The sequence below is a fragment of the Sulfitobacter sp. SK012 genome, assembly GCF_003352085.1.
In the GTDB taxonomy this organism is placed as follows: Bacteria; Pseudomonadota; Alphaproteobacteria; order Rhodobacterales; family Rhodobacteraceae; genus Sulfitobacter.
Window position 1 is genome coordinate 556,461 of record NZ_CP025804.1, and the last position, 25,130, is coordinate 581,590.

The 25,130-nt window shown below is 56.8% G+C and carries 29 protein-coding genes; 17 read left to right on the forward strand and 12 right to left on the reverse strand.

The features are described from left to right. The first annotated feature begins 89 nt into the window (after positions 1 to 89). Both smc and C1J03_RS02715 read left to right on the forward strand, forming a co-directional pair. The gene (gene smc / locus C1J03_RS02710; protein WP_114883418.1) at positions 90 to 3,545 is read left to right on the forward strand and encodes a chromosome segregation protein SMC; all 3,456 of its coding nucleotides are present in this window, start codon (positions 90 to 92) and stop codon (positions 3,543 to 3,545) included. 42 nt (positions 3,546 to 3,587) lie between these two features. Then, positions 3,588 to 3,938: a hypothetical protein gene (locus tag C1J03_RS02715; RefSeq protein WP_114883420.1), complete on the forward strand. Its 351-nt coding sequence runs from the start codon at positions 3,588 to 3,590 to the stop codon at positions 3,936 to 3,938. Between the two features lies 1 nt (position 3,939). Here the strand turns inward: C1J03_RS02715 and C1J03_RS02720 are convergent, their stop codons facing one another. Genes C1J03_RS02720 through C1J03_RS02735 form a run of 4 tightly spaced genes read right to left on the reverse strand, consistent with a single transcriptional unit; the run spans position 3,940 to position 7,376 of the window. Next, entirely contained in the window at positions 3,940 to 4,332 is a 393-nt protein-coding gene (locus tag C1J03_RS02720) for a rhodanese-like domain-containing protein (protein ID WP_114883422.1), read from the reverse strand. An 11-nt stretch (positions 4,333 to 4,343) separates the two neighbouring features. Next, positions 4,344 to 5,510: a lytic murein transglycosylase gene (locus C1J03_RS02725; RefSeq protein ID WP_114883424.1), complete on the reverse strand. Its 1,167-nt coding sequence runs from the start codon at positions 5,508 to 5,510 to the stop codon at positions 4,344 to 4,346. A 16-nt stretch (positions 5,511 to 5,526) separates the two neighbouring features. Next, positions 5,527 to 6,438: an adenosylcobinamide-phosphate synthase CbiB gene (cbiB, locus tag C1J03_RS02730; RefSeq protein ID WP_114883426.1), complete on the reverse strand. Its 912-nt coding sequence runs from the start codon at positions 6,436 to 6,438 to the stop codon at positions 5,527 to 5,529. Next, a complete protein-coding gene (locus C1J03_RS02735; protein ID WP_114883428.1) occupies positions 6,435 to 7,376 on the reverse strand; it encodes a threonine-phosphate decarboxylase in 942 nt (313 codons plus the stop codon). Before C1J03_RS02735 ends, cbiB begins: the two co-directional genes overlap by 4 nt. A 203-nt stretch (positions 7,377 to 7,579) precedes the next feature. On the opposite strand from C1J03_RS02735, the gene C1J03_RS02740 reads away from it, so the two are divergent. Further along, positions 7,580 to 7,948: a response regulator gene (locus C1J03_RS02740; RefSeq protein ID WP_114888811.1), complete on the forward strand. Its 369-nt coding sequence runs from the start codon at positions 7,580 to 7,582 to the stop codon at positions 7,946 to 7,948. A gap of 22 nt (positions 7,949 to 7,970) precedes the next feature. Here the strand turns inward: C1J03_RS02740 and C1J03_RS02745 are convergent, their stop codons facing one another. Together C1J03_RS02745 and C1J03_RS02750 are read right to left on the reverse strand one after the other, a co-directional pair. Further along, positions 7,971 to 8,945, reverse strand: a complete 975-nt coding sequence (locus tag C1J03_RS02745) for a glutathione S-transferase family protein (RefSeq protein ID WP_114883430.1) — start codon at positions 8,943 to 8,945, stop codon at positions 7,971 to 7,973. Between the two features lie 109 nt (positions 8,946 to 9,054). Next, positions 9,055 to 10,245 carry a MalY/PatB family protein gene (locus C1J03_RS02750; RefSeq protein WP_114883432.1) on the reverse strand — a complete coding sequence of 397 codons (1,191 nt, stop codon included), beginning with the start codon at positions 10,243 to 10,245 and terminating at the stop codon, positions 9,055 to 9,057. A 108-nt stretch (positions 10,246 to 10,353) separates the two neighbouring features. Here C1J03_RS02750 and def (C1J03_RS02755) point away from each other — a divergent pair, with 108 nt between their 5' ends. Genes def (C1J03_RS02755) through C1J03_RS02775 form a run of 5 tightly spaced genes read left to right on the forward strand, consistent with a single transcriptional unit; the run spans position 10,354 to position 13,040 of the window. Then, complete coding sequence (gene def, locus C1J03_RS02755; protein ID WP_174234491.1) at positions 10,354 to 10,872, forward strand: peptide deformylase; 519 nt, start codon at positions 10,354 to 10,356, stop codon at positions 10,870 to 10,872. Next, positions 10,869 to 11,372 carry a peptide deformylase gene (gene def / locus C1J03_RS02760; protein WP_114883435.1) on the forward strand — a complete coding sequence of 168 codons (504 nt, stop codon included), beginning with the start codon at positions 10,869 to 10,871 and terminating at the stop codon, positions 11,370 to 11,372. Before def (C1J03_RS02755) ends, def (C1J03_RS02760) begins: the two co-directional genes overlap by 4 nt. After that, entirely contained in the window at positions 11,369 to 11,866 is a 498-nt protein-coding gene (gene def, locus C1J03_RS02765) for a peptide deformylase (RefSeq protein ID WP_114883437.1), read from the forward strand. The genes def (C1J03_RS02760) and def (C1J03_RS02765) overlap by 4 nt, the downstream gene beginning before the upstream one ends. Positions 11,867 to 11,884: 18 nt before the next feature. Next, positions 11,885 to 12,799, forward strand: coding sequence for a methionyl-tRNA formyltransferase (gene fmt / locus C1J03_RS02770; protein WP_114883439.1), 915 nt, complete (start codon positions 11,885 to 11,887; stop codon positions 12,797 to 12,799). Positions 12,800 to 12,803: 4 nt separating this feature from the next. Beyond that, positions 12,804 to 13,040: a hypothetical protein gene (locus tag C1J03_RS02775; protein ID WP_114883442.1), complete on the forward strand. Its 237-nt coding sequence runs from the start codon at positions 12,804 to 12,806 to the stop codon at positions 13,038 to 13,040. Positions 13,041 to 13,046: 6 nt separating this feature from the next. Here the strand turns inward: C1J03_RS02775 and C1J03_RS02780 are convergent, their stop codons facing one another. From C1J03_RS02780 to C1J03_RS02805, 6 genes are all read right to left on the reverse strand, one after another. Next, a complete protein-coding gene (locus tag C1J03_RS02780) occupies positions 13,047 to 13,670 on the reverse strand; it encodes a trimeric intracellular cation channel family protein (protein WP_114883444.1) in 624 nt (207 codons plus the stop codon). Then, positions 13,667 to 14,122, reverse strand: coding sequence for a ribonuclease HI (gene rnhA, locus C1J03_RS02785; protein ID WP_114883446.1), 456 nt, complete (start codon positions 14,120 to 14,122; stop codon positions 13,667 to 13,669). Before rnhA ends, C1J03_RS02780 begins: the two co-directional genes overlap by 4 nt. Next, on the reverse strand, positions 14,115 to 14,708 hold the full coding sequence (locus tag C1J03_RS02790) for a class I SAM-dependent methyltransferase (RefSeq protein ID WP_114883448.1): 594 nt from the start codon (positions 14,706 to 14,708) through the stop codon (positions 14,115 to 14,117). The genes rnhA and C1J03_RS02790 overlap by 8 nt, the downstream gene beginning before the upstream one ends. A gap of 199 nt (positions 14,709 to 14,907) precedes the next feature. Continuing rightward, positions 14,908 to 15,858, reverse strand: a complete 951-nt coding sequence (ispH, locus tag C1J03_RS02795) for a 4-hydroxy-3-methylbut-2-enyl diphosphate reductase (RefSeq protein ID WP_114883450.1) — start codon at positions 15,856 to 15,858, stop codon at positions 14,908 to 14,910. 58 nt (positions 15,859 to 15,916) lie between these two features. Then, a complete protein-coding gene (locus C1J03_RS25210) occupies positions 15,917 to 16,666 on the reverse strand; it encodes a helix-turn-helix transcriptional regulator (RefSeq protein ID WP_162798426.1) in 750 nt (249 codons plus the stop codon). Positions 16,667 to 16,846: 180 nt separating this feature from the next. After that, entirely contained in the window at positions 16,847 to 17,404 is a 558-nt protein-coding gene (locus C1J03_RS02805) for a LabA-like NYN domain-containing protein (RefSeq protein ID WP_114883452.1), read from the reverse strand. A 187-nt stretch (positions 17,405 to 17,591) separates the two neighbouring features. On the opposite strand from C1J03_RS02805, the gene folK reads away from it, so the two are divergent. The 9 genes from folK (at position 17,592) to era (ending at position 25,101) form a co-directional block, all read left to right on the forward strand. Continuing rightward, positions 17,592 to 18,143, forward strand: coding sequence for a 2-amino-4-hydroxy-6-hydroxymethyldihydropteridine diphosphokinase (folK, locus tag C1J03_RS02810; RefSeq protein ID WP_114883454.1), 552 nt, complete (start codon positions 17,592 to 17,594; stop codon positions 18,141 to 18,143). Between the two features lie 71 nt (positions 18,144 to 18,214). After that, a complete protein-coding gene (gene rpoZ / locus C1J03_RS02815; protein WP_114883456.1) occupies positions 18,215 to 18,568 on the forward strand; it encodes a DNA-directed RNA polymerase subunit omega in 354 nt (117 codons plus the stop codon). Positions 18,569 to 18,614: 46 nt separating this feature from the next. Beyond that, positions 18,615 to 20,783, forward strand: coding sequence for a RelA/SpoT family protein (locus C1J03_RS02820; RefSeq protein ID WP_114883459.1), 2,169 nt, complete (start codon positions 18,615 to 18,617; stop codon positions 20,781 to 20,783). Beyond that, positions 20,780 to 21,436, forward strand: coding sequence for a DUF2062 domain-containing protein (locus C1J03_RS02825; RefSeq protein ID WP_114883461.1), 657 nt, complete (start codon positions 20,780 to 20,782; stop codon positions 21,434 to 21,436). Before C1J03_RS02820 ends, C1J03_RS02825 begins: the two co-directional genes overlap by 4 nt. Before the next feature lie 31 nt (positions 21,437 to 21,467). After that, complete coding sequence (locus tag C1J03_RS02830) at positions 21,468 to 22,223, forward strand: pyridoxine 5'-phosphate synthase (RefSeq protein ID WP_114883463.1); 756 nt, start codon at positions 21,468 to 21,470, stop codon at positions 22,221 to 22,223. Next, on the forward strand, positions 22,220 to 22,633 hold the full coding sequence (acpS, locus tag C1J03_RS02835) for a holo-ACP synthase (protein ID WP_114883465.1): 414 nt from the start codon (positions 22,220 to 22,222) through the stop codon (positions 22,631 to 22,633). Before C1J03_RS02830 ends, acpS begins: the two co-directional genes overlap by 4 nt. Positions 22,634 to 22,688: 55 nt before the next feature. Continuing rightward, positions 22,689 to 23,513 (forward strand): signal peptidase I, encoded by an 825-nt coding sequence (lepB, locus tag C1J03_RS02840; protein ID WP_114883467.1) that lies wholly within the window; start codon positions 22,689 to 22,691, stop codon positions 23,511 to 23,513. Then, positions 23,510 to 24,196, forward strand: a complete 687-nt coding sequence (gene rnc, locus C1J03_RS02845; protein ID WP_114883469.1) for a ribonuclease III — start codon at positions 23,510 to 23,512, stop codon at positions 24,194 to 24,196. Before lepB ends, rnc begins: the two co-directional genes overlap by 4 nt. Continuing rightward, positions 24,193 to 25,101, forward strand: coding sequence for a GTPase Era (gene era, locus C1J03_RS02850; protein WP_114883471.1), 909 nt, complete (start codon positions 24,193 to 24,195; stop codon positions 25,099 to 25,101). The genes rnc and era overlap by 4 nt, the downstream gene beginning before the upstream one ends. Positions 25,102 to 25,130: the final 29 nt, after the last annotated feature.

A 25,130-nucleotide genomic window follows, 5' to 3' on the forward strand; every position in this document is an offset into this window, starting at 1 on the left:
CCCCTTTGGGTTGTGTGTTTGAGTTGACTCCGGCCCCCATGGTCCGTCACGCTAACTCCCACTATGGAATCAGGTGAAGGACAGCGTTTTTGCGCTTTTCGAAACTCAGACTGACCGGCTTTAAGAGCTTTGTGGATCCCACCGATTTGATCATCGCCGATGGTCTGACCGGCGTTGTGGGCCCAAATGGCTGTGGCAAATCCAATTTGCTCGAAGCGTTGCGTTGGGTCATGGGGGAAAACCGACCGACCGCGATGCGCGGTGGCGGTATGGAAGACGTGATCTTTGCCGGGGCCGCAACGCGTCCTGCGCGCAATTTTGCTGAGGTTGCACTCCATATCGACAATAGCGAGCGGTTGGCCCCGGCGGGGTTCAACGACTCTGATGGCCTTGAAATTGTGCGCCGGATTACCCGCGATGTAGGCAGTGCCTACAAGGCGGCTGGCAAAGATGTACGTGCGCGCGATGTGCAAATGCTGTTCGCGGATGCATCGACGGGTGCGCATTCTCCGGCGTTGGTTCGGCAGGGTCAGATTGCAGAGCTGATCAACGCAAAACCCAAGAACCGCCGGCGCATTCTGGAAGAGGCGGCTGGCATTTCTGGGCTTTATGCAAGGCGCCACGAGGCAGAATTGAAGCTGAACGGCGCTGAGGCAAACCTGACGCGCGTTGATGATGTAATCGAGCAATTGGCCGCGCAATTGGCGCAACTGGCACGTCAAGCTCGACAGGCTGCCCGCTACCGCGAAATTGGTGATCAGTTGCGGCGAACCGAGGGGATGCTGCTCTATCGGCGTTGGCGTGAAGCGGATGATGCGCGGGCGCGGACGGAAGAAGAACACCGCGGGCGGGTGACAGCCGCCGCGCAAGCTGAAGCACAGGTGTTGAGCGCAGCCAAAGCGCGTGCGGCGTCTGAGGACACGTTGCCGGGGCTGCGTGAAGAGGACGCGATTGCAGCTGCTGTTGTGCAACGGCTGGCGGTGCAGCGCGATACGCTGAGCGACCAAGAAGCCCGCGCACAGGCATTGATTGAGACCCTGACCGGGCGCATCACCCAGCTGGCCCGAGATATCGAGCGCGAAGGCGGGCTGAACCGCGACGCTGGCGAGACGATCGAGCAGCTGGAATGGGAAGCGCGCGAGCTTGAAAAAGCAGGTGAAGGCCATAGTGAAGTCCTAGCCGCCGCAGCGGAGGCAGCTCGGGAGGCGGCCACGGTTTTGCAAGCCCGCGAGAGCGATCTTGGTCAGCTGACCGAAGATGTCGCACGGTTGGCGGCACGGCATGGTTCAGCAGAGCGGTTGCTGGAAGACAATCGTAAGACGCAAGGAAAGTCTGAGGCTGAAGCTCTGCGTGCGCAAGAGGCTGTTGCCCAAAGTGGTGCGGCTCTTACCAAAGCCCGCGAGGATTTTGGTATTGCTGAGGCGGCAGAGAAACTGGCCGTTGCTGCGGGAGTGGCGGCCGAAGCTGCCTTGATCGCTGCCGAAGAACTGCGGGCTGAAACGCAGTCGCGCGAAGCTGAGGCGCGCGGTGAGCGGTCAGAGGCCGAGGGCGAGATGAACGCACTTCGGGCTGAGGCGGGCGCTTTGGCAAAGCTTGTTGAACGCGACACGGCTGAGGGCGGACAGATCCTTGATCGGTTGCAAGTGGAGCATGGGTTTGAAAAGGCTCTTGGTGCGGCATTGGCAGATGATTTACGCGCCCCAGAGGTGGACGCTGATGGGCCGTCAGGCTGGGCCGTGTTGCCTGATTTTGATACCGAACAAGCGCTGCCTTCTGGTGTGACGCCGTTGACCAACCATGTGTCGGTGCCTGCGGTGCTGTCGCGGCGTATGAGCCAGATCGGCCTTGTGGATGGGGATGATGGGCCGCAGCTTCAGGCGGCTTTGCAACCTGGTCAGCGACTTGTGTCGCCAGAGGGTGATTTGTGGCGGTGGGACGGATTTCGAGCCTGGGCCGAGGATGCGCCGTCGGCGGCCGCATTGCGGTTGCAGCAGCTCAACCGTTTGGAGGTTCTCAAGCAAGGTTTGGAACAAGCAAGCCAACGGGCAGAAGGCGCGCGCGCGGCCCATGACGCGCTGACGCGCAGCCTTTTAGAGCAGACAGAGGCGGATAAAAAAGCGCGAGATGCCCGACGGGATGCGGACCGCGCGATTGCTGATGCGGGCCGTGCGTTAAGCCGGGCAGAAGCAGATCGCAACTTGTCAGAGGGGCGGTTGGAATCGCTGGGTCTGGCCGTCAAGCGCCACGAGGATGAGGCGATGGCCGCGCGTGGTCGGGTGCTGGAAGCCGAGCTTGCCTTGGCAGAGTTAGGCGACCTTGAGACAGCGCGGACAAGTGTTGAAGATATCCGCATGACGGTTGAGGCTTCGCGGATCACCATGATGTCACGCCGTTCTGGTCATGATGAATTGCGCCGTGAGGGCGAAGCACGCTTGTCCCGCGCGCAGACTGTGACGAAAGAACTGAGTGGGTGGCAGCACCGACTGGAAACCGCCGAGAAACGCAGCACAGAACTGGTGGAACGCAAGGATGCGTCTGAGGCAGAGCTAAAGGCCGCCAGCGCTGGACCCGCCGAGATTGCAGCAAAGCGTGATGAGTTGAGCATGGCGATCGCGAAAGCCGAAGCACGGCGTGCAGAGTCCATGGACAAGCTAACGACCGCGGAAAGCGTGTTGCGTGAGGCAACTTTGGCGGAGCGTGAGGCGGAGCGTGTAGCGTCGGAAGCGCGTGAGGGCCGTGCCCGGTCAGAGGCGCGCAGTGATGCAGCCAAGGAAACTGTGGCCGCTGCTGCAGAACGCATTGCTGAGGACCAACAGCTGACGCCGAACCAGCTCCTGACCCAGCTTGATGCCACACCTGATCACATGCCCGGCGCTGATGCGCTTGAGGCGGATGTGAACCGATTGAAACGTCAGCGTGATGCTTTGGGGGCCGTGAACCTGCGCGCCGAAGAAGACGCCAAAGAGGTTCAAGAGGAGCACGATACGCTGGTTAGCGAAAAGGCGGATCTTGAAGAGGCGATCAAAACTTTACGCGCGGGGATCGCCAGCCTGAACCGAGAAGGTCGCGAGCGGTTGTTGACAGCATTCGAGCAGGTCAATTCCAACTTCTCCATGCTCTTTAGGCATCTATTTAATGGCGGCGAAGCCAATTTGGTGATGGTCGAATCCGATGACCCGTTGGAGGCCGGACTTGAGATTATGTGCCAGCCACCGGGCAAGAAGCTTAGCACGCTCAGCCTGCTGTCTGGCGGGGAACAGACGCTCACCGCCATGGCGCTGATTTTTGCCGTATTCCTTGCCAACCCGGCCCCGATTTGTGTGCTCGACGAAGTTGACGCCCCGTTGGACGACGCCAATGTGACACGGTTCTGCGATCTGTTGGATGAGATGTGTCGCCAAACTGATACGCGGTTTTTGATCATTACCCACCACGCAGTTACGATGGCGCGGATGGACCGTTTGTTCGGCGTCACCATGGCCGAACAAGGCGTGAGCCAACTCGTATCGGTCGATCTGAAAAAAGCGGAAACGATGGTCGCGTAAACGTTTATGGTGCGGCGGGCGGCTGCGGCCTAACCTGTGACCATGTTGCGCTTTCTTATCTTCTTTTTGGTGCTGCCCTTTGCGTCTTTGGCGGCAGAGTTTGCAGTTCTCAAGGATGATGTGATTTTATCGCGCGAAGAAGTCACTGCCGTCACACAACGCCACCTGCTTTCGTTCTACGAAGGCGGCCAATCGCGTTATTCTTCAGGTGGGGCCTATAGTTACACCTATGACGGCGGTGCCACAGCATTCGGGACCTATCAAGTCGATGCCGACGGTGTGGTCTGCATCACTTTTCGCAATGGGCGCAGTCGCTGCGATCGGTTTGTCCACAGCCACGGCCGACTTGTGATGGTGACCGAGGCTGGGGACCGTTTTGCAATCCGACCTTGAGTTAATCGTCCTTGCGTTCGACCGGGCCGCCAGCCTTTTCCCAACCTGAGAAACCTTCCTTGAGGTGCGCTGCCTCAAAACCCATGTCTTGTAATGTCGCGACGGAAATGGCGGAACGCCAACCAGAGGCGCAATGGAAGACAAACTTCTTGTCCTCGGCAAAGACATCTTTGAAGTACGGGCTGTCGGGGTCGACCCAGAATTCCAGCATGCCGCGCGGGCAATGAAAACTGCCGGGGATAAAACCGCTGCGTTCGCGTTCGCGAGGATCACGTAGGTCGACGATCTGGACGTTGGGGTCAGCGGCCATTGCGATCGCCTCAACGCTGTCGATTTCCTCAATGCGGGCACGGGCGCGCGCGACCATTTCAGCGGCTGTGATTTTCAGAGACATGAGGTGTCCTTTCAGAGTTGCTGCAAGAGCTTTGGGGTGGGCCAGCCATCGACGGGCAGGCCAAGGCGTGTTTGTTCGGCGCGCACTGCCGCGCGGGTGCCACTGCCAAGGATACCGTCGATTTTGCCGACATCATAGCCACGTGCGGCCAGCTTGCTTTGCAGTGATTTCATCTGGCCACCATTCAAACCTGTCGCAGGATTGCCCGCGTCATAAACCTGTGCGCCCTGTAGGCGGGTGCCAAAATACGCAGCAGTTAAAACGTAGGTAAAGCTTTGGTTCCATTCGAAATAGACTCGAAAATTAGGGTAAGCGACAAATGCTGGACCGGCGCGACCTTGAGGGATCAAGATGGACGCAGTGAGCGGATCGGATAAAGGACCATTGCGCGGGGTCACCCCAAGTGATTGCCAGTCAGCAACGGTTTTTGTGGTTTCGAGCCCGGTAAGAGACCAATCAAAATCCGCAGGCAAAGTGACTTCGGCCAACCAAGGTTCATCAGCGCGCCAGCCAAGGGATTTGAGCATATTCGCGCCTGAGATCAGTGCATCAGGCGGAGAGGTTTTCAGGCTGACTTTGCCATCGCCATCGCCGTCGGTGCCGTTCTCGAGGATGTCACGCGGCAGCATCTGAACCATGCCAATTTCGCCGGCCCAGGCACCTGTGGTGGTCCCAGGGTTAAACTCGCCCTTTGCAAAAAGCTCCATTGCGGCGAAGATTTGCGGACGGAAGAGCTCTGGCCGGCGGCAATCATGGGCTAATGTTGCCAGTGCGTTGGCTGTGTTGAAATCGCCTTGAAAGCTGCCGTAATCCGTTTCGAATGCCCAAAAGGCTAGCAGGACGCCACGATCCACACCGTAGTCGGTTTCAATTCGGTCAAAGACCGCATCGTATTTCTTGCCCATTGCGATGCCACGGTTAAGGCGATCAGCAGAGATCAGGCGGCGCGAGAAATCGATGAAGGGGCGTTGGAACACACCTTGCGCTTGATCAGCACGCAAAACAGCAGGGTCTTGGCGTACGGTTTTGAAGAAAGCATCCGCCGTGGCTGTGGGTATGCCGATGGCGACAGCCTCAGTTTTTAGCCCATCGATGAATGCGGGGAAGGACCCGCCACAGCTGGCGGCAGCGATCATGGGGCATATGGTGAGAGCAGCAGCAAAAATATAGGAACGCATGGTTTTCCTTCGATGGTTACGACAGCAGGCTTAAGATGGCCGTTGTGGCTAAAGTCAGTGCCCAAGCTTGCCACAGGCGGGTGATGGCCGCGTCGATTGCGGGCGGGCCGATGTCGCGCGCACCCAAGCCATTAACCCATGCAAAAGGTTGCATCACGCCATCATAGGCGCGGGGCCCGGCGAGTGCCACATCTATGGCGCGCGCCATTGCGGCCTCGGGCCAACCAGCATTCGGCGAACGGTGTAGCCGGGCATCCGCCGCGATTTCGCGCCACTGGTTCATAGCGTTGCCGGGGATTGCGATCAGCAGGGCAGTCAGGCGGGCGGGTATCCAATTGAGCAGGTCATCCATGCGCGCGGCAGCTTTGCCGAACTGTTCGTGGCGCGGTGTGCGGTAGCCTATCATGCTGTCGGCGGTGTTCACGATTTTGTAAATCAGAAGTCCGGGTAGACCGCCGATCAGGAACCAAAAAGCCGGTGCAATCACCCCATCTCCAAGGTTCTCTGCGCCACTTTCAATGGCAGAGCGGGCGATGGCAGGCGCGTCCATTTGGGCAGTATCGCGGCTGACGATCATGGCGACGGCGCGCCGACCCTCAGGCAACGACATGCGCAAACCACTGGCAACTGCGCGCACGTGATCCACCAAGGAGTGCTGCGCCAAAAGGATGGCGGCGATGAGGATCTCGACAACAGCCCCTAGCAAACTGAGAGCCCAGCCCAAGAGCGCAGCCCCAAGTATGAGCACAACGAGGGTAACGCATCCTTTGAACAGGCGGTTTTCTCCGGCGTTCAGGCGATGTTCCAGCGTATCGACAGCGCGGCCCATTAACACGGCAGGATGTGGCAAACGCGACCACAGCCAGCGCGGTTCTCCAAATATCCCATCAAGCAACATCGCGAAGAAGAGTAGAGTTGGTGTGGTCATGCGAGTGCGGCCTCAAGCCGCTTCCAATGGGCCGGTGCGGGCAAGCCAAGGCGTAGCCATCGGGGGTTGTAAGGGAAGGTGCGGCTCCAGATGTGCGATTGTGCAAGGCGGGTCTGCACGGTGGTGGCGTCGGCGACATCATAAAGCCGAAAGAGGCTGGTACCGCCGACGAGGGTCGCGCCAGTGGACAGCATCAATCCGTCCAGACGGGCAGCATCGGTCGTGAGACGGGCACGTGTCGCATTTGCCCAGTCTTGGTCGCGCAATGCGGCGGTTCCGATGCTGAGCGCCGGTCCGGCCACGGGCCACGGCCCCAGCATTTGCGCCAGCTGGGCCGTAAGTTTTGGGTCTCCGATCACAAAACCCAAGCGCAACCCGGCGAGGCCCCAGAATTTACCAAAGCTCTTTAGAATCAGGGTGCCGGGTGTGCTTGCATTGGCCATCAATGTTGCCTGCGGAGTTACGTCGCAAAAACTCTCATCGATGATCCTGAGATCGCCCGTGAGGTCCTGTACGCACCAGATACGCCCATCGGGGTTGTTGGGATTCACATGGACGCTTGCGCTGCCGCCGCTGCCCCGGATTTCCCAGCCAGCAGCAGCAAAGCTTGCGGCATGTTCGTTATAAGTGGGGCCGGGAATGGCGACGGTCCCTATTTCTGCCAGACGCGGTATCATTGCGATGGGTGCAGAGGCCCCTGGCGTGGCAGTCAGGCCCACGCTGTCGGGCGCTTGCCAAAAACTGCGGGCCGCATCGCACAGCGCGTTTTGTGCGGCGCGATCTGGTAGCGCTGTCCAAGCATCGGTTGGCAGTTGGGGCAGGGGGTATGGCACCGGATTGATCCCAGTCGATAAATCAATCCATCTGGACCGATCCCCACCAAACTGCGCGGCTGCAGCATCAATTCCGCCACCATGATCAAGATTTCTTTTAGTCAATTAATTCTTCCGTGGATCATAGTGTGTCGGCTAGTTTTCGCCATATGCCTAACCTCTAAAAGCTGAAAACCGCCCGAATCTCAACCCAGCATTAACCCGTTAACGAATATCGCTTTTGTTAACCGATTGTTAAGGAATTCGGCGCACGCCTAAGAGGGACGACTTGGGATGTTTGAATTATGCAGCGTTTTCAGAAAGATTTGATGAGAGTGCTTATTGTTGAAAGCCAACCGGAACTCGGTGGGCTTTGGCAGCGCCATCTTGTGCGCCAAGGCATGGTTGTTGCCCGCGTAGATGGCCAGAATGAAGCGACGGATTACCTTGCAAATCATCAGGTTGATATCATTATCCTCGATCTGGTGATCGACGAAGGATCGGCGCTCGCGGTCGCAGATTATGCCAACTATCGCCAGCCAGACGCACGGGTGATCTTTGTGACCAATACGACGTTTTTCTCGGACGGGTCGATTTTTGCGCATTCAGCAAATGCGCGCGCCTATGTACAAAGCAATACTCCGCCCGAAGACCTTGCCGCGATGGTCGAACATTACGGGTCAGAAGCGCGGCCTTAGCGAGCCGCGCCGTTGCAACATATTAGCTCCGTGAATGTGGAGCATACCAATCCAGCACTGGATTGGTCGGAATGATCCGGTGGGGGTTAATCGTTTCGTGGCTGTAGTGGTAATGCCGCACGATATGATCGAAATTCACAGTCTCTGCGACGCCGGGTATCTGATAAAGCTCGCGGGTGTAGGCCCAGATATTCGGATAATCGATGATCCGGCGGCGATTACATTTGAAATGCAAGTGGTACACCAGATCAAAACGCGCCAGCGTGGTGAACAGCCTCCAATCCGCTTCGGTCAGGCGGTCCCCAGCGAGGTAGCGGTTTTCTGAGAGGATGGATTCGACCCAATCGAGGCTGTCGAAAAGGGGCCCAACGGCCGCGTCGTAAGCTTCTTGGGTGGTCGCAAACCCGGCTTTATAGACGCCATTGTTGATCGTGTCATAGATGCGGTCATTAATCGGGGCGATCGTTTCGTGCAGGTCGGTTGGCCAATAATCGTCGGTGTTTCCAGTGATCCCATCAAAGGCACTGTTGAACATCCGAATAATCTCAGAGCTTTCGTTTGAGACGATTGTTTCTTGGACGCGGTCCCACAGGATTGGCACGGTCACCCGGCCTGTGAACGCCGGATTCGCCCGGGTGTAGATGTCGCGCGCAAACGGGAGACCAAACTGAGCGTCGCCTGTTGCGCCGGGGTAATCATCCGCAAACGTCCAGCCCTCATCCAGCATATCGGGATGCACGGCTGAGACGCCAATATGTTCCTGTAATCCTTTGAGCGCGCGAAAAATCAGCGTGCGGTGCGCCCAGGGGCAGGCGAGGCTAACATAGAGATGATACCGGTCTGTCTCGGCCTTGAAACCGGCGTCGCCGGTCGGGCCTGCGCTGCCGTCTACGGTGATCCAGTTGCGGAACTTTGCCTCGTCGCGCTTAAAACTGCCGCCTGATGCGCTGGTATCATACCACTTGTCTTGCCATTTTCCGTCTACCAAAAGGCCCATGTCACTCTCCGTTTAAGTACATCGGTACAGTGGCGCAGAAATCAGTGTTAGAAAACAGACCCAAGTGCGCGGAGGGGTCTGCACCAATGCACAGACCACCCACGGTTCTTTATTGTAGATCTTTGAAAGCTTCGGCGAGGCGGTTGCAGGCATCCTCTACGCGAGCGCGAGGCGTGCCGAGATTAAAGCGCATAAAGCTCTCACCGCCTTTGCCAAAGCTAATTCCATGATTGGCGGCGATGCCTGCGTTCTTTTGGATGCGCGTGGTTATTTCATCGCGGGACATGCCGGTGTCATCAAAATCCACCCACGCAAGATAGGTCGCCTCAAGCGGCATGGATTTAAGTCCCGGAATTGCATTGATTGCCGCGTCGAAAAGCTGCCGGTTGCCATCCAGATAGGCGACCAAATCGTCAACCCAAGCGGCCCCTTCCTGCGAATAGGCGGCAGTGGCCATAAACAAACCAAAGGAGTTTGCCGAAAGGCCAAGTGCGGCCATGCGTGTTGCAAAGCGTGCGCGCAGTTTGTCATCCGCGATAATGACATTGCCAGAATGCGAACCCGCGATGTTAAAGGTCTTGGTGGTTGCGGTCATCATCACCAGCCGGTCTGAGATCCCGTCGAGCAAGGCCATGGCAATATGTCTTTTGCCGGGCATCACCAGATCATGGTGTATCTCATCGGAGACCAACACCAGATCATGACGAATTGCGAAATCGGCGACGGTTTGCAGTTCTGCGCGGCTCCATACGGTGCCGCCGGGGTTGTGCGGCGAGCATAGGATCAGCATTTTTTCGTTGCCCGTCATTTGGGCCTCATATGCATCAAAATCCATAGCATAGCGGCCATCAACATTTTTCAACGGACATTCCACCACTTCGCGCCCTGCAGCTGAAATTACGCGGGCAAACGCGTGGTAGACTGGGGTAAACAGGATCACGCCATCGCCGGGCTGAGTAAAGGCGTCGATACACATGGCTGTGCCGTTCACAAGGCCGTGTGTGGTAAAGATATGATCTGGGTTCACAGCCCAGCCGTGGCGGTTTTCCATCCACCAGCAGATCGCGGCGCGGTATTCGGTCTCATCGCCGAAATACCCGAAGATGCCATGATCGACCATACCCTGCACCGCGTCCTGAACGACACGAGGTGCGGGAAAATCCATATCTGCGACCCACATAGCAATGCCGGTATCGGGGGACACACCGAAGAGCTTTTCCATCGTGTCCCACTTCGAGCAGTGGGTGCCGCGGCGGTCGATGGGGGTGTCAAAGCTTGTGATGGAGGTGTCAAAACTCATGGGGTGTCTCCTGTTTACGCTCTTGTGATCGCGCCGGACACTAACGGCAAACAAGGAACCTGCAAGGGCCAGCTTGCAGGATGGCCTAGGGTGTCCTACATGATCGCCATGATACGCCCTATCCTTTTGCACCCCGATCCCCGGCTTAAGAAAGCCTGCGCGCCCGTTGTCGACCTGACAGATGAGCTGCGCAGCCTTGCCGATGACATGCTGTCGACAATGTATGACGCACCTGGTGTGGGTCTTGCTGCGCCGCAGGTGGGCGTTTTGAGCCGTCTTATCGTGCTCGATTGCGTGAAGGCCGAAGGCGAAACGCCGCGGCCTTTGATCATGTTCAACCCGAAGATTGTCGGGGTGTCTGAAGAGATGAACACCTACGAGGAAGGCTGCCTCAGCATTCCTGAGCAATTCGCGGATGTTACGCGCCCTGCCGAGGTCGAAGTGACGTGGATGGACCGCGATGGCAAAGAGATGCGTGAAGAGATGGATCAGCTGTGGGCCACATGTGTGCAGCACGAGATCGATCATCTGGACGGCAAATTGTTTATCGATCACATCAAGCCGTTGAGACGCCAGATGATTACGCGCAAGATGGTCAAGCTCAAGCGTGAGATTGCGCGCGGATGAGCGTTTTGGAAATTGTGCAATGGCCAGATGCGCGCCTGTGCGAAACCTGCGTTCCCGTGGATGAGATTACACCCGAGATCGAAGCTTTGGCGGCAGATATGCTTGAGACGATGTATGCGGCACCGGGGCGCGGATTGGCGGGCCCCCAGGTCGGCGCGATGCACCGGATATTTGTGATGGACGCAGGCTGGAAAGAGGGCAAACCGGACCCGCTGGTTTGCATCAATCCGATGTTGCAAGAAATTGGCGAAGACCGTGTTGTTAGCACAGAAGGTTGCCTGAGTATTCCGGGCGTGCAAGCAGACGTGTCGCGCCCCGCACAGGTCCAGATGATGTGGACCGGTTTGAATGGTGGACGCTACGTACAGGCGTTTGATGGATTTGCTGCGGCTTGTGTGCAGCATGAGATTGATCATCTGGATGGGATCGTAACGTTTGACCACTTGGATGCCGAGACCCGCGCCATTTTAGAAGCACCCTATCTGGAGGCCCGAATATGACGATACGTCCATTACTGCAGTGGCCTGACAAACGCCTACGCACAGTTGCGGCGGACGTTGCATCTGTGACGGATGCTGAGCGGGCGATATGGGATGATATGATCGACACCATGGACCGTGTTCCCGGTGTGGGGCTTGGGGCAAACCAGATCGGCGTTATGCAACGGTTGGCCGTAGTTGATACGTCAGAGGCGCGGGACAAACGGATCAGGATGGCAAATCCAGTTGTGATCGATGCCTCAGCCGTGATGCGTGAATACGACGAGGCAAGCCCGTGCTTGCCCGGTGTATCGGCCAAAATCAGCCGTCCCCGTGGCGTGAAGGTCCAGTATTTGGATGAGACAGGCGCTGAAGTGACCCGCGATTTTGTGGGTCTTGAAGCGGTAAGCGTGCAGCATCAGATCGACCATCTTGCGGGCAAAATGTATTTCGACAACCTAAGCAAAACCCGGCGTGACATGCTCTTGCGCCGAGCGCGCAAGCTGGGCGGATAGCAGCAAGGGAGACAGCAAATGCGTGTGACCTTTATGGGGACACCTGAGTTTTCGGTGCCTGTGCTGCAAGCGTTGGTCGATGCTGGCCACGACGTGGCGGCGGTCTATTGTCAGCCACCGCGTCCTGCCGGGCGTGGCAAAAAAGACCGCCCTAGCCCGGTGCAAGCCCTCGCAGAAGCGCTGGGCCTTGAGGTGCACCACCCGGTATCCTTGAAGGATGCAGATGTTCAGGCGGAATTCGCAGCCTTGGGTGCTGAAGTTGCCGTGGTCGTCGCCTACGGGTTGATTTTACCGCAAGTGGTGCTGAATGCGCCTTTGCGAGGCTGTTTGAATATCCACGCGAGCCTTTTGCCGCGCTGGCGTGGAGCCGCGCCCATTCACCGAGCGATCATGTCGGGGGATCCGCAAACCGGCGTCTGTATCATGCAGATGGAGGCAGGGTTGGATACTGGCCCTGTATTGTTGCGTGAAGCAACGGATATTGCCGCAGAAGAGACGACGGCGCAGTTGCATGACCGGCTAAGTACGATGGGCGCTGCGCTCATTGTTACGGCGCTTGGGGGGCTGGACGGTCTTTCGCCCGAGGTGCAACTGGCTGACGGCGCGACCTATGCCGCCAAGATCGACAAGGCGGAAGCGCGGATTGATTGGAGCAAACCGGCGACCGACGTAGACCGCCAAATCCGGGGGCTGTCGCCGTTCCCCGGCGCATGGTTCAACCTTGGTGGGGATCGGATCAAAGCGCTGGGCTCTCGACTGGCCGACGGGTCTGGGGGGGCTGGGGATGTGCTGGATACCGATCTGCGCGTTGCCTGTGGAACTGGAGCCGTTCAGCTGACGCGCTTGCAGAAGGCGGGCAAGGCAGCGCAGGATGTCGAAGTGTTCCAACTGGGCGCGCAAATTGCGCCTGGTACGTCACTGGCAGAAGGATAGGCCCATGTTTCCCACCATGATCGGAACGGTCGTTATTGCAGGGATCGTTGGATATGCTTCCGAGCGGACCGGATTTACCCAAAATGGTATTATCCAGTCGATTATCATCTGCGTTGGTGGCGCGTTTTTGTTCTATTTTGTGCGGCTGATGTTCGGGTTTGGTTTTGCCTCGCCGGGGCTTAACGCCATCGCCGCGTCCATCGGGGCACTTGTGATCGTGCCATTTCACTGGCGACGCTAAGGCGGTTCAAATTTTGGGCGGCGTGCTTTTGTAAACGGGCAGGTGCCAGCCGAAATGCAACGACCCCGCGCGCAAGACCCACGTCACACCGGCGCAAGCGACCAAGGCGAAACTTGCATCAGGCAGATAGTGCGTAATCAACACAGCTGTCGTGGCCCCTGCAAAAGCGGCGGTAGCGTAAAGCTCGCCCTGTTTCAGCAAAAGAGGTACTTGGCCGATAACGACGTCGCGCATCACGCCGCCCATACAGCCGGTGATCATTCCCATGAGCACCACGATAACCGGCGATTGATCGAGCGATAGCGCAACACCAGCACCCGCGGGGACGGCCACGGCCAAGGCGAGACTGTCGAGCCAGATCAACGCGCGATAGCGGCTCTCTAGCAAATGTGCGGTGAAAAAGACGATGAGAGCAGCCGCTGAAGCAACTGCAAGATAAGTAGGCGTGGCGATCCAAAAGATCGGATTACGGTCCAACAGCAAGTCACGCAGCGTGCCACCGCCAAGGGCCGTAAGACACGCGATAAAGCCAAAGCCCACCAGATCAAGCTGGGCGCGGCTCGCGACCAATGCACCGGTGATCGCAAAGATCAGGACGGAGGCGTAATCGAGCAGGCTAAGCAGTGTCATTTTGGTTTGAACGGGGCCATGCCCGCACGCGCCAACGCATCGGCGCGTTCGTTCTCGGGGTGGCCTGCGTGGCCTTTAACCCATTCCCACGTGACTTTGTGGCGGGCATTGGCCGTATCGAGGCGCTGCCACAGCTCGACATTTTTGACGGGCTTTTTGGCCGCGTTCTTCCAGCCGTTTTTCTTCCAGCCAAAGATCCAAGCCGTGATGCCATTTTTGACGTAATTGCTGTCGGTCACGATGGTGATTTCGGTGGTGCGGTCCAGCGCTTCGAGCGCGCTGATCGCCGCCAGCAATTCCATCCGGTTGTTGGTGGTCAATGCCTCGCCGCCCTTAAGCTCGCGTTCTTTGACCACGGTGTTACCGTCCATGGCGCGCATCAAGGTTCCCCAGCCGCCGGGGCCCGGATTTCCTGAACATGCGCCGTCTGTGTATGCGTAAAGTTTAGCCATATGCGCGGAGCACTATCCAATCCGCATAGGTGCCGTCCAGCCCCTTATCGCGACCAAGGTGATGTGCGGTTACAGTAAAGTCTGCGTTTGTGAGCAGGTGGGTCAACTCATCTTGGGTCACATAGGTATATCGCCGGCCGATTGCGTCGCGTTTTGTATCAGTGCCAAGCTTCATGCCGATGTGGAAAAGACCCTTGGGCCTGAGTGCTGAATGTAGGGATGACAGGTGACGCGGCAGGGCATCGCGCGTCGCGTGCAGCAAACTAAAGTTGGCCCAAATGCCGTCATAGGCATGCGGCACATGTGTCGTGTCAAAATCACCGTGAAGTGGTGTGATGTTGGCGTGATCGGGGATCAGGGCAACCATCTCAGCAACGGCATCCAGAGCGGTGACGCGATGGCCTGCTTCGGCCATGGTCAGGGACATCTGGCCCGGACCGCAGCCGAGATCAAGTACATGTGCGTTCTGAGGGAGGTCGGCGATAAACGCAGCTAGAATAGGGTCAGCTTGCGCTGATTTTTCGGTCAGATCAGCGTATTCTTGCGCTTTGGCGGCGTAAAGGCGGGTGGTTTCAGCATCGCTCATGTTCAGGCTCCGGCAAAAAGGAAGATGTTAACAACCACAGTAAGCAACATTTGTGGAGGCATCCACTAGCTTCGGTATAGGCTTGGTCCCCGAAACATTGGCTACTGCTGATCCGCAAGGCTGGCTTTGTTGAAAGCGTAAAAGCCCTCTGCGAAGGTGGTTGCTCGAGGATCAATCCGGCACAGATACGAAGGGCAGATCATCCCGGCGTGCGGAGCACACGTGGGATTTTGAACTCAACGTTTTCGACGGCTGTTTCAACCATTTCCGTAGTCACGTCGAAACGCTCTTTGAAGGCGTCGATAACCTCGTTGATGAGGATTTCAGGGGCTGAGGCACCGGCGGTGATGCCGATGCTCTGGATCCCGCTCAAGGCACGCCAATCGATGTCACCTGCGCGTTGGACCAGTTGCGCATAAGCGCAGCCCGCTCGCGCACCGACTTCGACCAACCTGCGGGAATTCGACGAATTGGGCGCGCCCACGACAAGCATCGCGTCACATTTAGGGGCCATCGCCTTGACCGCCTCTTGTCGGTTGGTTGTGGCGTAACAAATATCTTCTTTGTGCGGTCCGACGATCTTTGGAAAGCGGGCCTGAAGGGCTGCGACGATGTCGGCGGTGTCATCGACGCTGAGTGTGGTTTGGGTCACATAGGCCAACTGATTGGGGTCACGGACATCAACCGTAGCCACGTCCTGCGGTGTTTCGACCAGCAGCACATCGCCGTCGGGCAATTGCCCCATTGTGCCCACCGTTTCGGGGTGGCCTTCGTGGCCAATCATGATCATCTGCAAGCCTGCATCGGCATGGCGCTGGGCTTCGATGTGTACTTTGCTGACCAACGGGCAGGTGGCATCGACATAGACCATATTGCGCGCCTGCGCTGCATTCGGCACTGATTTAGGAACGCCATGGGCGGAAAAGATAACGGGCCGGTCGTCAGGGCATTCTGACAGCTCTTCGACAAAGACAGCGCCCTTGTCACGCAGGCCATCAACGACGAATTTATTATGAACAATTTCGTGGCGCACATAGACCGGTGCGCCCCATTTTTGCAACGCCATCTCGACGATCTTGATGGCGCGATCCACGCCTGCGCAAAATCCCCGAGGGGCGGCCAGATAAAGGGTCAGGGGTTGTTTGCTCATTGGGCATCTCCGGTCACTGGCATCACAGGTAGGGTCGCTGCGTGCCGAGGTCCAGCCCTTAGGCTTGGCTTTGCCCAAAGAGCAGTGCCGCCACTTGCGCGCGGTTGCTCACACCGAGTTTCTTGTAACCATGCTTAGCGTAGTCCGAAACTGTGTGCACCGACAGCCCGCAGACATGGGCCGTACGCTTGCGGGTATGACCTTGGGCCAGCAACAAAAGAACCTCGGCTTCGCGTGGCGTGAGCACATCAAAGCCTTGCGGCAACGGTTCGGGGACCAATGCGTGGCGCGGCTTACTGGCATCCGTCGTATTTTCAGGTTCGGCCAGCTCTTCAATGCGGCGGTGGATGATCATGCAAAAGAGCCGGATTTCTTCAGCGCGCGGGGTGATACGCTCCAGAAACGTGACGCGATCGAGCGCATTCCCTAAGAGAAAGCCACCGAAACGCTCAGACCCCTTAAGCCGCATTGGCAGGCCCAAGCCAGCGCGAAAACCCTGTTGGGCGGCGCGCTCAACAAAAGCACGATCGGCGTCAGAGACATAAGGGTGCCCGGCGATGAATTCGGCCCCGAGATTCAGAATCTCGTATCGATCACAAGCATAGATCAAAAAAGGATCATCTTTGGCGGGGGTTTCGTCGTACAAGCCTGTCATCGTGCTGCATACAAACGGGTTTTCAAAATCTGAATCTACGCTCAGATAGATGGCGTGATCAAAGCCCAGACTCGCGAATACTTTTACAGCGCCGGCCCAAAGCTGATCTGTTGTTGTAGCCAGTTCTAGGTCAGCGGCGTGATCAATTAACAAAGACTAAGTACCCTATATCCCCCCTTTTTTGGGGGGGCGCAAAAACGCTTACTATTATATTATGTAATAATATGGGCGGCGCGGGCAACATCTGCGTTCTATTTTCGTCCGCAAGCTTTTCAGCACTCTGCGCGCCAGCAGTCCTTCACAGGCTTGGTGGCGCGCTATTTCCCCAGAATGCTAGTCGGCAGATGGGCCACTAATTGGCTCACGAGGAGGGCGGCCCACGACGTCACGAAGGTCTTCGAGTTCGATGAAGTTATCGGCCTGGCGGCGCAGATCATCAGAGATCATCGGTGGTTGGCTTCGGATGGTGGAGACGACCGAAACACGGACACCCTTACGCTGAAGTGATTCAACAAGTGGGCGGAAATCGCCATCACCAGAGAAAATTACGATGTGGTCAACATGAGGAGCGAGTTCCATTGCGTCTACCGCAAGCTCGATATCCATGTTTCCCTTCACCTTCCGGCGGCCCATGCTGTCGGTATATTCCTTGGCCGGCTTCGTAACCATGGAATAGCCATTATAGTGCAGCCAATCAACGAGCGGACGTATGGGTGAATATTCGTCGTTCTCGAGCAAAGCGGTGTAATAGAAGGCCCGCAGGAGTTTGCCGCGCCGCATAAATTCCTGACGAAGGAGCTTATAGTCGATGTCAAAACCGAGGGTCTTGGCTGCGGCATACAGATTGGAGCCGTCAATGAAGAGGGCAAGACGCTCGTCTTTATAAAACATTTTAGTTCCTTTAAAGCTCGGCCAGCAGAAAAACGGCCGATCCACTTAATTTCGGTGCCCTAATAACAGGCAGTTTACACAAACTATAGTGCGATTTCCGGTCAGCTCGCATCTAGTTTTTTTATCCCTTATAGCAAGCCTTTTTGCATGGGAAACAACCTGAGGACTACTCATACATGATGTTTTCATGCTCTTAGCGCTTGGATCTAACGTAGCGTCATCTTTCGGGAATCCAAGCGAAACTCTTCGCGTTGCGGTTGAATTGCTCAAAAAAAGAGACCTGGTGATTCGCAAGATCAGCAGATTTTACCGCACACCCGCGTTTCCTGCGGGAAATGGGCCCGACTATGTTAATGCCGCAGCCGAGCTGATTTGCGATTGTGATGCCGCAACGGCACTGGCGCATCTGCATGCCGTTGAGGGAGAGATGGAACGGACACGGGAGTTACGCTGGGGGCAACGCACGCTGGATCTGGATTTGTTGGCGATGGGCGATTCGGTGCTCCCGGATGCCGCGATTCACCAATATTGGCGCGATTTGCCGCTGGATATGCAGAAAACCCTGACTCCGGAGCAGCTGATCTTGCCGCACCCTAGGTTGCAAGACCGTGGCTTTGTCTTGGTTCCATTGATGGATGTAGCGCCAGACTGGCGGCATCCGTTGCTTGGTAAGACAGTGCGACAGCTTTGTGCGGCGCTGCCAGAGGCCGCCAAAAACGAGGTAATTGCGCTGGATTAGGTGCTTGTAAATCGCGGCATTCCCCCCTAAATACGCAACTTCTGGCAGACATAAATGTATTGGAGCGCCCAATGGCACGCGTAACCGTTGAAGATTGTGTAGATAAGGTCCCGAACCGGTTTGAACTGGTGATGTTGGCAGCCCATCGTGCACGCGAAATCTCTGCCGGGTCGGCGGTGACTGTCGATCGGGACAACGACAAAAACCCCGTTGTGTCGCTTCGCGAGATTGCGGACGAAACTCAGTCTGCCTCCGATCTGCGTGAGCGTCTGATCGAAAGCAATCAAAACCAGATTGAAGTCGATGAGCCCGAAGAGGACGCAATGGCGCTTCTTATGGGTGCTGAGCAAGACAAGCCAGAAGAGGACAGCATGTCCGAAGAGATGCTGTTGCGGCAACTCATGGCAGCACAAGGCCAAAGCTGAACGGGGCAGGGCAATCCCCCCTTGAACGGGGCATTTGAGGCAGACCATGACAATCACTGCCGACGACCTGATTGCCCTCGTTCGGGCCTATAACCCGAAAACCAATGAATCATTGATCCGTGAGGCATTTGCCTACGGCGCGCGGATGCACGACGGTCAGTTGCGCCACTCCGGGGAAGCGTATTTTACGCATCCCGTCGCAGTCGCAGCCATCCTATCAGAGCAAAAACTTGACGATGCCACCATCATCACGGCGTTGTTGCATGACACCATCGAGGATACCAAGGCGTCCTACTCAGAGGTCGAAAAGATCTTTGGGAATGAGGTTGCTGAGCTTGTTGATGGGGTCACCAAACTTACCAATCTGCAGCTACATTCCAATGAAACCAAGCAAGCCGAGAACTTTCGCAAGCTGTTTATGGCGATGTCCAAGGACATGCGGGTTATTTTGGTCAAGCTGAGTGACCGTCTGCACAACATGCGTACGATCAAATCCATGCGCCCTGACAAACAAAGCCAGAAGGCGCGTGAGACGATGGACATCTATGCGCCACTTGCAGGTCGCATGGGGATGCAATGGATGCGCGAAGAGCTGGAGGATTTGGCGTTTCGTGTGCTGAATCCCGAAGGCCGGGCCAGCATCATTCGGCGTTTCATCACCTTGCAACGCGAAACGGGCGACGTGATCCAGCGTATCACCACGGACATGCGCGGCGAGCTGGAAAAGGGCGTGATCGAGGCGGATGTATTTGGCCGTGCGAAAAAACCCTATTCGATATGGCGAAAGATGCAGGAAAAAGAGCTTTCGTTTTCGCGGCTGTCTGACATTTACGGCTTTCGGATTATCACGGAAACTGAAGAAGACTGTTACCGGACGCTTGGCGCTATTCATCAACGTTGGCGGGCGGTACCGGGTCGCTTCAAAGATTACATCAGCCAACCCAAAACCAACGGGTACCGTTCGATCCACACAACTGTTTCAGGACGCGACGGAAAGCGGGTTGAGGTGCAAATTCGCACGCAACAAATGCATGACGTAGCGGAAACCGGCGTGGCTGCGCATTGGTCGTATCGCGACGGTGTGCGCTCGAAGAACCCTTTTGCTGTGGATCCGGCCAAGTGGATTGCTCAGCTGACCGAACAGTTTGACGCTGAAGAAAACCACGAAGATTTCCTCGAGGCGGTTAAACTTGAGATGTATGCCGACAAGGTGTTCTGCTTTACCCCCAAGGGTGAAGTGGTCAAGTTGCCACGTGGCGCGACGCCTATCGATTTTGCCTATGCGATCCATACGCGTATTGGGTCGGCTTGTGTTGGGGCAAAGATCGACGGAATGCGGGTGCCGTTGTGGACCCGGATCAAAAACGGTCAGTCGGTTGAGATCATCACCGCGCAGGGCCAGACGCCACAGGTCACTTGGCTGGATGTCGCTACGACGGGCAAGGCGAAGTCAGCGATCCGTCGGTCCTTGCGAGAAGTCGATCGCGAACGGTTTATCAAGCTCGGGCGTGAGCTCGCGCGCTCTGCTTTTGAGCATGTGGGAAAGCGCGCCACGGACAAAGCGCTATCCGCAGCTGCGCGCAATATGCGGCTTAAAAACGCGGATGAGCTTTTGGCGTTGTTGGGCAGTGCAGAATTGACCGGACGCGAAGCCGTGCAATCAGTCTATCCTGATTTGTTGCCGGAACGCGGGGATCATGTTGACCATCGGCGCGCAGTTGTGGGGCTTGAGCCGGGCCAGTCTTTTGACCGCGCACCTTGCTGCCAGCCTTTGCCAGGCGAGCGGATTATTGGGATCACGTTCCGGGGCAGGGGCGTGACAGTCCATGCTATCGATTGCGAACGGCTTAGTCTGTACGAAAGTCAACCTGAGCGGTGGCTTGATCTGCGTTGGCATGACGGCAGCCACGCAGCTGTTTATGGGGTAACGCTGGACCTGACGATCGGGAATGATGCTGGGGTATTGGGCCGCATCTGTACGCTCATCGGCGAAGCGGCGGCTAATATATCTGATCTGAGCTTTATGGAGCGTAAATCAGATTTCTTCCGGCTGTTTATTCATGTTGATTTGCGCAATGTTGAACATCTGCATTCCTTGATGCTGACGCTTGAAGCCGAAAGCCACGTCGCGGAAATCGTTCGGTTTCGCGACCCTTCGGCTGGGGGGCCTGTGGGCGACAAACCTGCAAAACAAGACGCTAGGTCCGACGCGTGATTTTCAAGCGCAGAAATCCCAAGCCAATGTTGCGCGCCATGGCGGAGTTCATGTGGCCGCGTGGCGGTTGGGCGCGTGCGTTTCACTATGTCAAACACCGGATGCGCCGTTTGCCTGACAGCCCGGAACGTATTGCGCGCGGCATCTGGGCGGGAGTTTTCACCACCTTTACACCGTTCTATGGATTGCATTTTATCGTTGCAGGCTTGGCGTCAAGGGTCATGCGGGGCAATCTTCTGGCAGCCTTGATGGCGACGTTTTTTGGCAATCCATTGACCTATGTGCCGATTGGGCTGACATCGCTTAAGTCCGGGCACTGGCTTTTGGGAACCCAAATGGACGCGGAAGTTCACCGGTCGTTTGGGGGTAAATTCGCGGATGCGGGCAGCGATTTATGGTTTAATATCCTCGCGATCTTTAGCGACCGAGAGGCCGACTGGCGTGGGCTTATCGTGTTCTGGAACGAGGTTTTTTACCCCTACCTGATTGGCGGAATAATTCCGGGTATTATTTGTGGATCCATTGCTTACTATTTGTCAGTCCCGCTGATCCGCGCCTACCAGAAACGCCGCAAGGGCGCGATCAAGGCGAAATTTGAGGCCCTGAAACAAAAGGCGGCCGCCAAGGCTGACGCCAAGCGAAAAGCCGACTAGATTGTCAGGTAAGATAAAGAGGGACTCAGATATGGTTGAGCATAAGAAACTTAGGCTTGGCGTTAACATTGACCACGTGGCGACCGTGCGCAACGCGCGAGGCGGGGCCTATCCTGATCCACTGCGGGCAGCACAGATCGCACAAGAGGCCGGGGCCGATGGCATCACGGCCCACCTTCGGGAGGACCGCCGTCACATTTCGGACGCGGATATCGAAGGGTTGATGGAGGTGCTGAACGTGCCTTTGAATTTTGAAATGGCCGCCACAGAAGAGATGCAAAAGATAGCTTTGCGCCACAAGCCTCACGCGGTTTGCCTTGTGCCTGAGAAGCGGGAAGAACGCACCACTGAAGGCGGGCTGGAAGTTGCGCGAGAAGAAAATCGGCTGGCGCATTTCATCGCGCCGCTGCGTGAGGCAGGCAGCAGGGTTAGTATTTTTATTGCTGCAGACCAGCGCCAGATCGAAGCTGCGAACCGGATCGGTGCCGAAATAATTGAGCTGCACACCGGAGCCTACTGCGACGCTTTTGCCGAAGGGAATTGGACTGAGGCGCAAAAGGAGCTGAAGCGACTTGCGGAGATGTCGACATTTGCTGATGAACTGGGTTTGGAGGTGCATGCAGGTCACGGGCTGACGTACGACACGGTGTCGCCTGTCGCGGCATTTCCCGAAGTGCGAGAGCTGAACATCGGGCATTTCCTGATTGGTGAGGCAATTTTCCTTGGGCTTGAGCCGGCGATCAAAGAGATGCGCCAGCTGATGGATTTGGCGCGCGAAGACCTATGATCCTCGGAATCGGCACGGATCTGGCGAATATTGAACGTATTCAGGGTACGCTTGACCGCTTTGGCGACAGGTTTCGGAACCGCGTTTTCACACAAACTGAACAGCGCAAAGCGGAGCGCCGCAAGGATGTCGCCGGCACTTACGCCAAACGCTGGGCCGCCAAGGAAGCGTGCTCCAAAGCGTTGGGAACAGGCTTGCGCATGGGGATCAGTTGGCGGGACATGGCGGTAAGCAATCTGCGCACGGGTCAGCCGGTGATGGAGGTCACAGGTTGGGCCGCAGAACGGTTGGCGCAGATGACCCCTGAAGGGCACGAGGCCGTCATTCATGTGACGTTGACGGATGATCATCCTTGGGCGCAGGCCTTTGTGGTGATCGAAGCACGGCTGTTGCCTGCCGCCCCGCCTTGACAGTAGCGGTCCCCGCCCGCATGTAACCTCAAACCAGACCCAAGGGAGCGCCTGAATGGCCGCCAAGGAACAGACCGGCAATGCCATTGTCGAAACCGTCAAAACCGTTGTCTACGCTCTGCTGATTGCGGGCGTATTTCGCACGTTGTTTTTTCAGCCTTTCTGGATCCCATCGGGGTCGATGAAAGAGACTTTGCTGATCGGTGATTTCCTCTTTGTAAACAAGATGGCGTATGGGTATTCCTACTCCTCTTGTCCCTCCATACCGGCTGTCGGACTTGATGCGCAAAAGCTGTGTGGATTCCTCGATGGGGACAACACGCGCATCTGGGGCGGTGACCCTGAGCGCGGTGATGTTGTGGTGTTTCGCCATCCGATCGCGGGTAGCGATTATATCAAGCGTTTGGTAGGACTGCCGGGCGACACTGTTCAGGTCACGGGCGGCGTGCTGATCCTCAATGGAACACCGGTTGAGTTAGAAGATGACGGTGACTTTTCTGAGCTGATGGAATTGCAGGGACCACAAGGTTTGCGCCCGCGCTGCGAAAACGGCGCAGTGGGGCAAGGCGGCACCTGCATCAAAAGCCGCCAAATTGAGACATTGCCCGGCGGCGTCAGCCACCCGATTTTAAACATTGGGAATCAGCAATCTGACAATACGGGCATCTACACGGTGCCTGCTAGGCATTATTTCTTTATGGGCGACAACCGCGATAACTCTGCTGACAGCCGGCTTGCACAGCAAGCTGGTGGCGTTGGCTTTGTGCCTTATGAGAACCTCATCGGTCGCGCAGACCGGATCATGTTTAGTTCCGCAGGTCGTTCAATGTTGTTCTTTTGGACATGGCGCTCAGATCGCTTTTTCAAAGCGGTCCGGTGAAACTGTCTGCGGAACTTAAAGCCTTTGAGGGCCGATTGGGGTATAAATTCACCTCTCCGGCATTGCTGAACCAAGCGATCACCCACGCGTCGGTTTCATCGCCCAATCGAGATGACAATCAACGGCTTGAGTTTCTTGGTGACCGGGTGCTGGGGTTGGTAATGGCCGAAGCATTGCTGGAACTGGATCCGGGTGCTGCGGAAGGCCTGCTTGCCCCGCGCTTCAACGCGCTGGTACGCAAAGAAACCTGCGCAGATGTGGCACGTGACGTTGATATCGGAGCGGTGTTGCGGCTGGGTCGGTCAGAGATGTTGTCGGGTGGCCGGCGCAAGCTGGCTTTGCTGGGCGACGCAACCGAAGCGGTCATTGCCGCTGTTTACCTAGACGGTGGCTTTGATGCCTCCAAAGCGTTGATCCTGAGGCTTTGGGGAGATCGGATTGCCTCTGTCGAAGAGGACGCGCGCGATCCAAAAACTGCGTTGCAAGAATGGGCGCAGGCACGTGGGTTTGCGCCACCTACCTATGATACAACGGGGCGTGAAGGGCCGGATCACGCGCCGGTTTTCACAATTACGGTAACGATCGATAATGGCGACGCGGCACATGCCACCGCCGGATCGAAACGCGCCGCCGAACAGGCTGCAGCGATGACGCTGTTGACGCAATTGGAGACAGAGACATGAGCAAACGCGCGGGTTTCGTCGCCCTTATCGGAGAGCCGAACGCCGGCAAATCCACCCTGCTTAACCGTGTGGTTGGTGCCAAAGTCAGCATTGTGACCCACAAGGTTCAAACGACGCGCGCACGCATTCGCGGCGTCGCGATGGCCGATCAAAGCCAGATCGTTTTCGTGGACACACCGGGCTTGTTTCAGCCACGCCGTCGTTTGGACCGGGCAATGGTTGCTGCTGCGTGGGGCGGTGCGTCGGACGCTGATGTGGTGGTCCTGTTGATCGAAGCTAACCGTGGCATGACCGAAGGCGTTGAGCGCATCCTTGAAGGGTTGGACGAGATTGGTAAGGGCCGCAAAGTAGCCTTGGCGATCAATAAGATCGACCGTGTGGATGCCCCGGTATTGCTTGGCCTTAGCGAAAAGATGAACGCCCGCTATGAGTTTGAAGAGACCTTTATGATCTCTGCAGAGCGCGGCCACGGTGTGGACGCGTTGCGCGACTGGCTGGCGGGGCAGCTGCCCGAGGGCCCGTGGCTTTATCCCGAAGACCAAATCGCAGACTTGCCGATGCGGATGATTGCGGCGGAAATGACTCGCGAAAAACTGACCCTACGCTTGCATCAGGAATTGCCGTATCAGCTGACCGTTGAGACGGAAGGCTGGGAAGAACGCAAGGACGGAACCGCACGGATTGATCAGTTGATCTATGTCATTCGCGACGGGCACAAAGGGATCGTGCTTGGCCACAAAGGCGAGACGATCAAGGCTGTCAGTAAAGCTGCACGCGAAGAGATTGAAGAGTTTCTAGGTCGTCGGGTTCATCTGTTTTTGCAGGTTAAAGTGCGGCCAAATTGGCTAGATGAAGCGGAACGCTACACCGAAATGGGGCTAGATTTCAAAGATGGTAATAGCTGATAATTTACCAGATCTACCTTGCGGCGCGG

Excerpts from the sequence above, each read along its gene's own strand:
- C1J03_RS02715 (WP_114883420.1), top strand. The coding sequence starts at position 3,588 with ATGTTGCGCTTTCTTATCTTCTTTTTGGTGCTGCCCTTTGCGTCTTTG.
- C1J03_RS02720 (WP_114883422.1), bottom strand. The coding sequence starts at position 4,332 with ATGTCTCTGAAAATCACAGCCGCTGAAATGGTCGCGCGCGCCCGTGCC.
- C1J03_RS02725 (WP_114883424.1), bottom strand. The coding sequence starts at position 5,510 with ATGCGTTCCTATATTTTTGCTGCTGCTCTCACCATATGCCCCATGATC.
- cbiB (WP_114883426.1), bottom strand. The coding sequence starts at position 6,438 with ATGACCACACCAACTCTACTCTTCTTCGCGATGTTGCTTGATGGGATA.
- C1J03_RS02740 (WP_114888811.1), top strand. The coding sequence starts at position 7,580 with ATGAGAGTGCTTATTGTTGAAAGCCAACCGGAACTCGGTGGGCTTTGG.
- C1J03_RS02745 (WP_114883430.1), bottom strand. The coding sequence starts at position 8,945 with ATGGGCCTTTTGGTAGACGGAAAATGGCAAGACAAGTGGTATGATACC.
- C1J03_RS02750 (WP_114883432.1), bottom strand. The coding sequence starts at position 10,245 with ATGAGTTTTGACACCTCCATCACAAGCTTTGACACCCCCATCGACCGC.
- def (WP_174234491.1), top strand. The coding sequence starts at position 10,354 with ATGATACGCCCTATCCTTTTGCACCCCGATCCCCGGCTTAAGAAAGCC.
- def (WP_114883435.1), top strand. The coding sequence starts at position 10,869 with ATGAGCGTTTTGGAAATTGTGCAATGGCCAGATGCGCGCCTGTGCGAA.
- def (WP_114883437.1), top strand. The coding sequence starts at position 11,369 with ATGACGATACGTCCATTACTGCAGTGGCCTGACAAACGCCTACGCACA.
- fmt (WP_114883439.1), top strand. The coding sequence starts at position 11,885 with ATGCGTGTGACCTTTATGGGGACACCTGAGTTTTCGGTGCCTGTGCTG.
- C1J03_RS02775 (WP_114883442.1), top strand. The coding sequence starts at position 12,804 with ATGTTTCCCACCATGATCGGAACGGTCGTTATTGCAGGGATCGTTGGA.
- C1J03_RS02780 (WP_114883444.1), bottom strand. The coding sequence starts at position 13,670 with ATGACACTGCTTAGCCTGCTCGATTACGCCTCCGTCCTGATCTTTGCG.
- rnhA (WP_114883446.1), bottom strand. The coding sequence starts at position 14,122 with ATGGCTAAACTTTACGCATACACAGACGGCGCATGTTCAGGAAATCCG.
- C1J03_RS02790 (WP_114883448.1), bottom strand. The coding sequence starts at position 14,708 with ATGAGCGATGCTGAAACCACCCGCCTTTACGCCGCCAAAGCGCAAGAA.
- ispH (WP_114883450.1), bottom strand. The coding sequence starts at position 15,858 with ATGAGCAAACAACCCCTGACCCTTTATCTGGCCGCCCCTCGGGGATTT.
- C1J03_RS02805 (WP_114883452.1), bottom strand. The coding sequence starts at position 17,404 with ATGTTTTATAAAGACGAGCGTCTTGCCCTCTTCATTGACGGCTCCAAT.
- folK (WP_114883454.1), top strand. The coding sequence starts at position 17,592 with ATGCTCTTAGCGCTTGGATCTAACGTAGCGTCATCTTTCGGGAATCCA.
- rpoZ (WP_114883456.1), top strand. The coding sequence starts at position 18,215 with ATGGCACGCGTAACCGTTGAAGATTGTGTAGATAAGGTCCCGAACCGG.
- C1J03_RS02820 (WP_114883459.1), top strand. The coding sequence starts at position 18,615 with ATGACAATCACTGCCGACGACCTGATTGCCCTCGTTCGGGCCTATAAC.
- C1J03_RS02830 (WP_114883463.1), top strand. The coding sequence starts at position 21,468 with ATGGTTGAGCATAAGAAACTTAGGCTTGGCGTTAACATTGACCACGTG.
- acpS (WP_114883465.1), top strand. The coding sequence starts at position 22,220 with ATGATCCTCGGAATCGGCACGGATCTGGCGAATATTGAACGTATTCAG.
- lepB (WP_114883467.1), top strand. The coding sequence starts at position 22,689 with ATGGCCGCCAAGGAACAGACCGGCAATGCCATTGTCGAAACCGTCAAA.
- era (WP_114883471.1), top strand. The coding sequence starts at position 24,193 with ATGAGCAAACGCGCGGGTTTCGTCGCCCTTATCGGAGAGCCGAACGCC.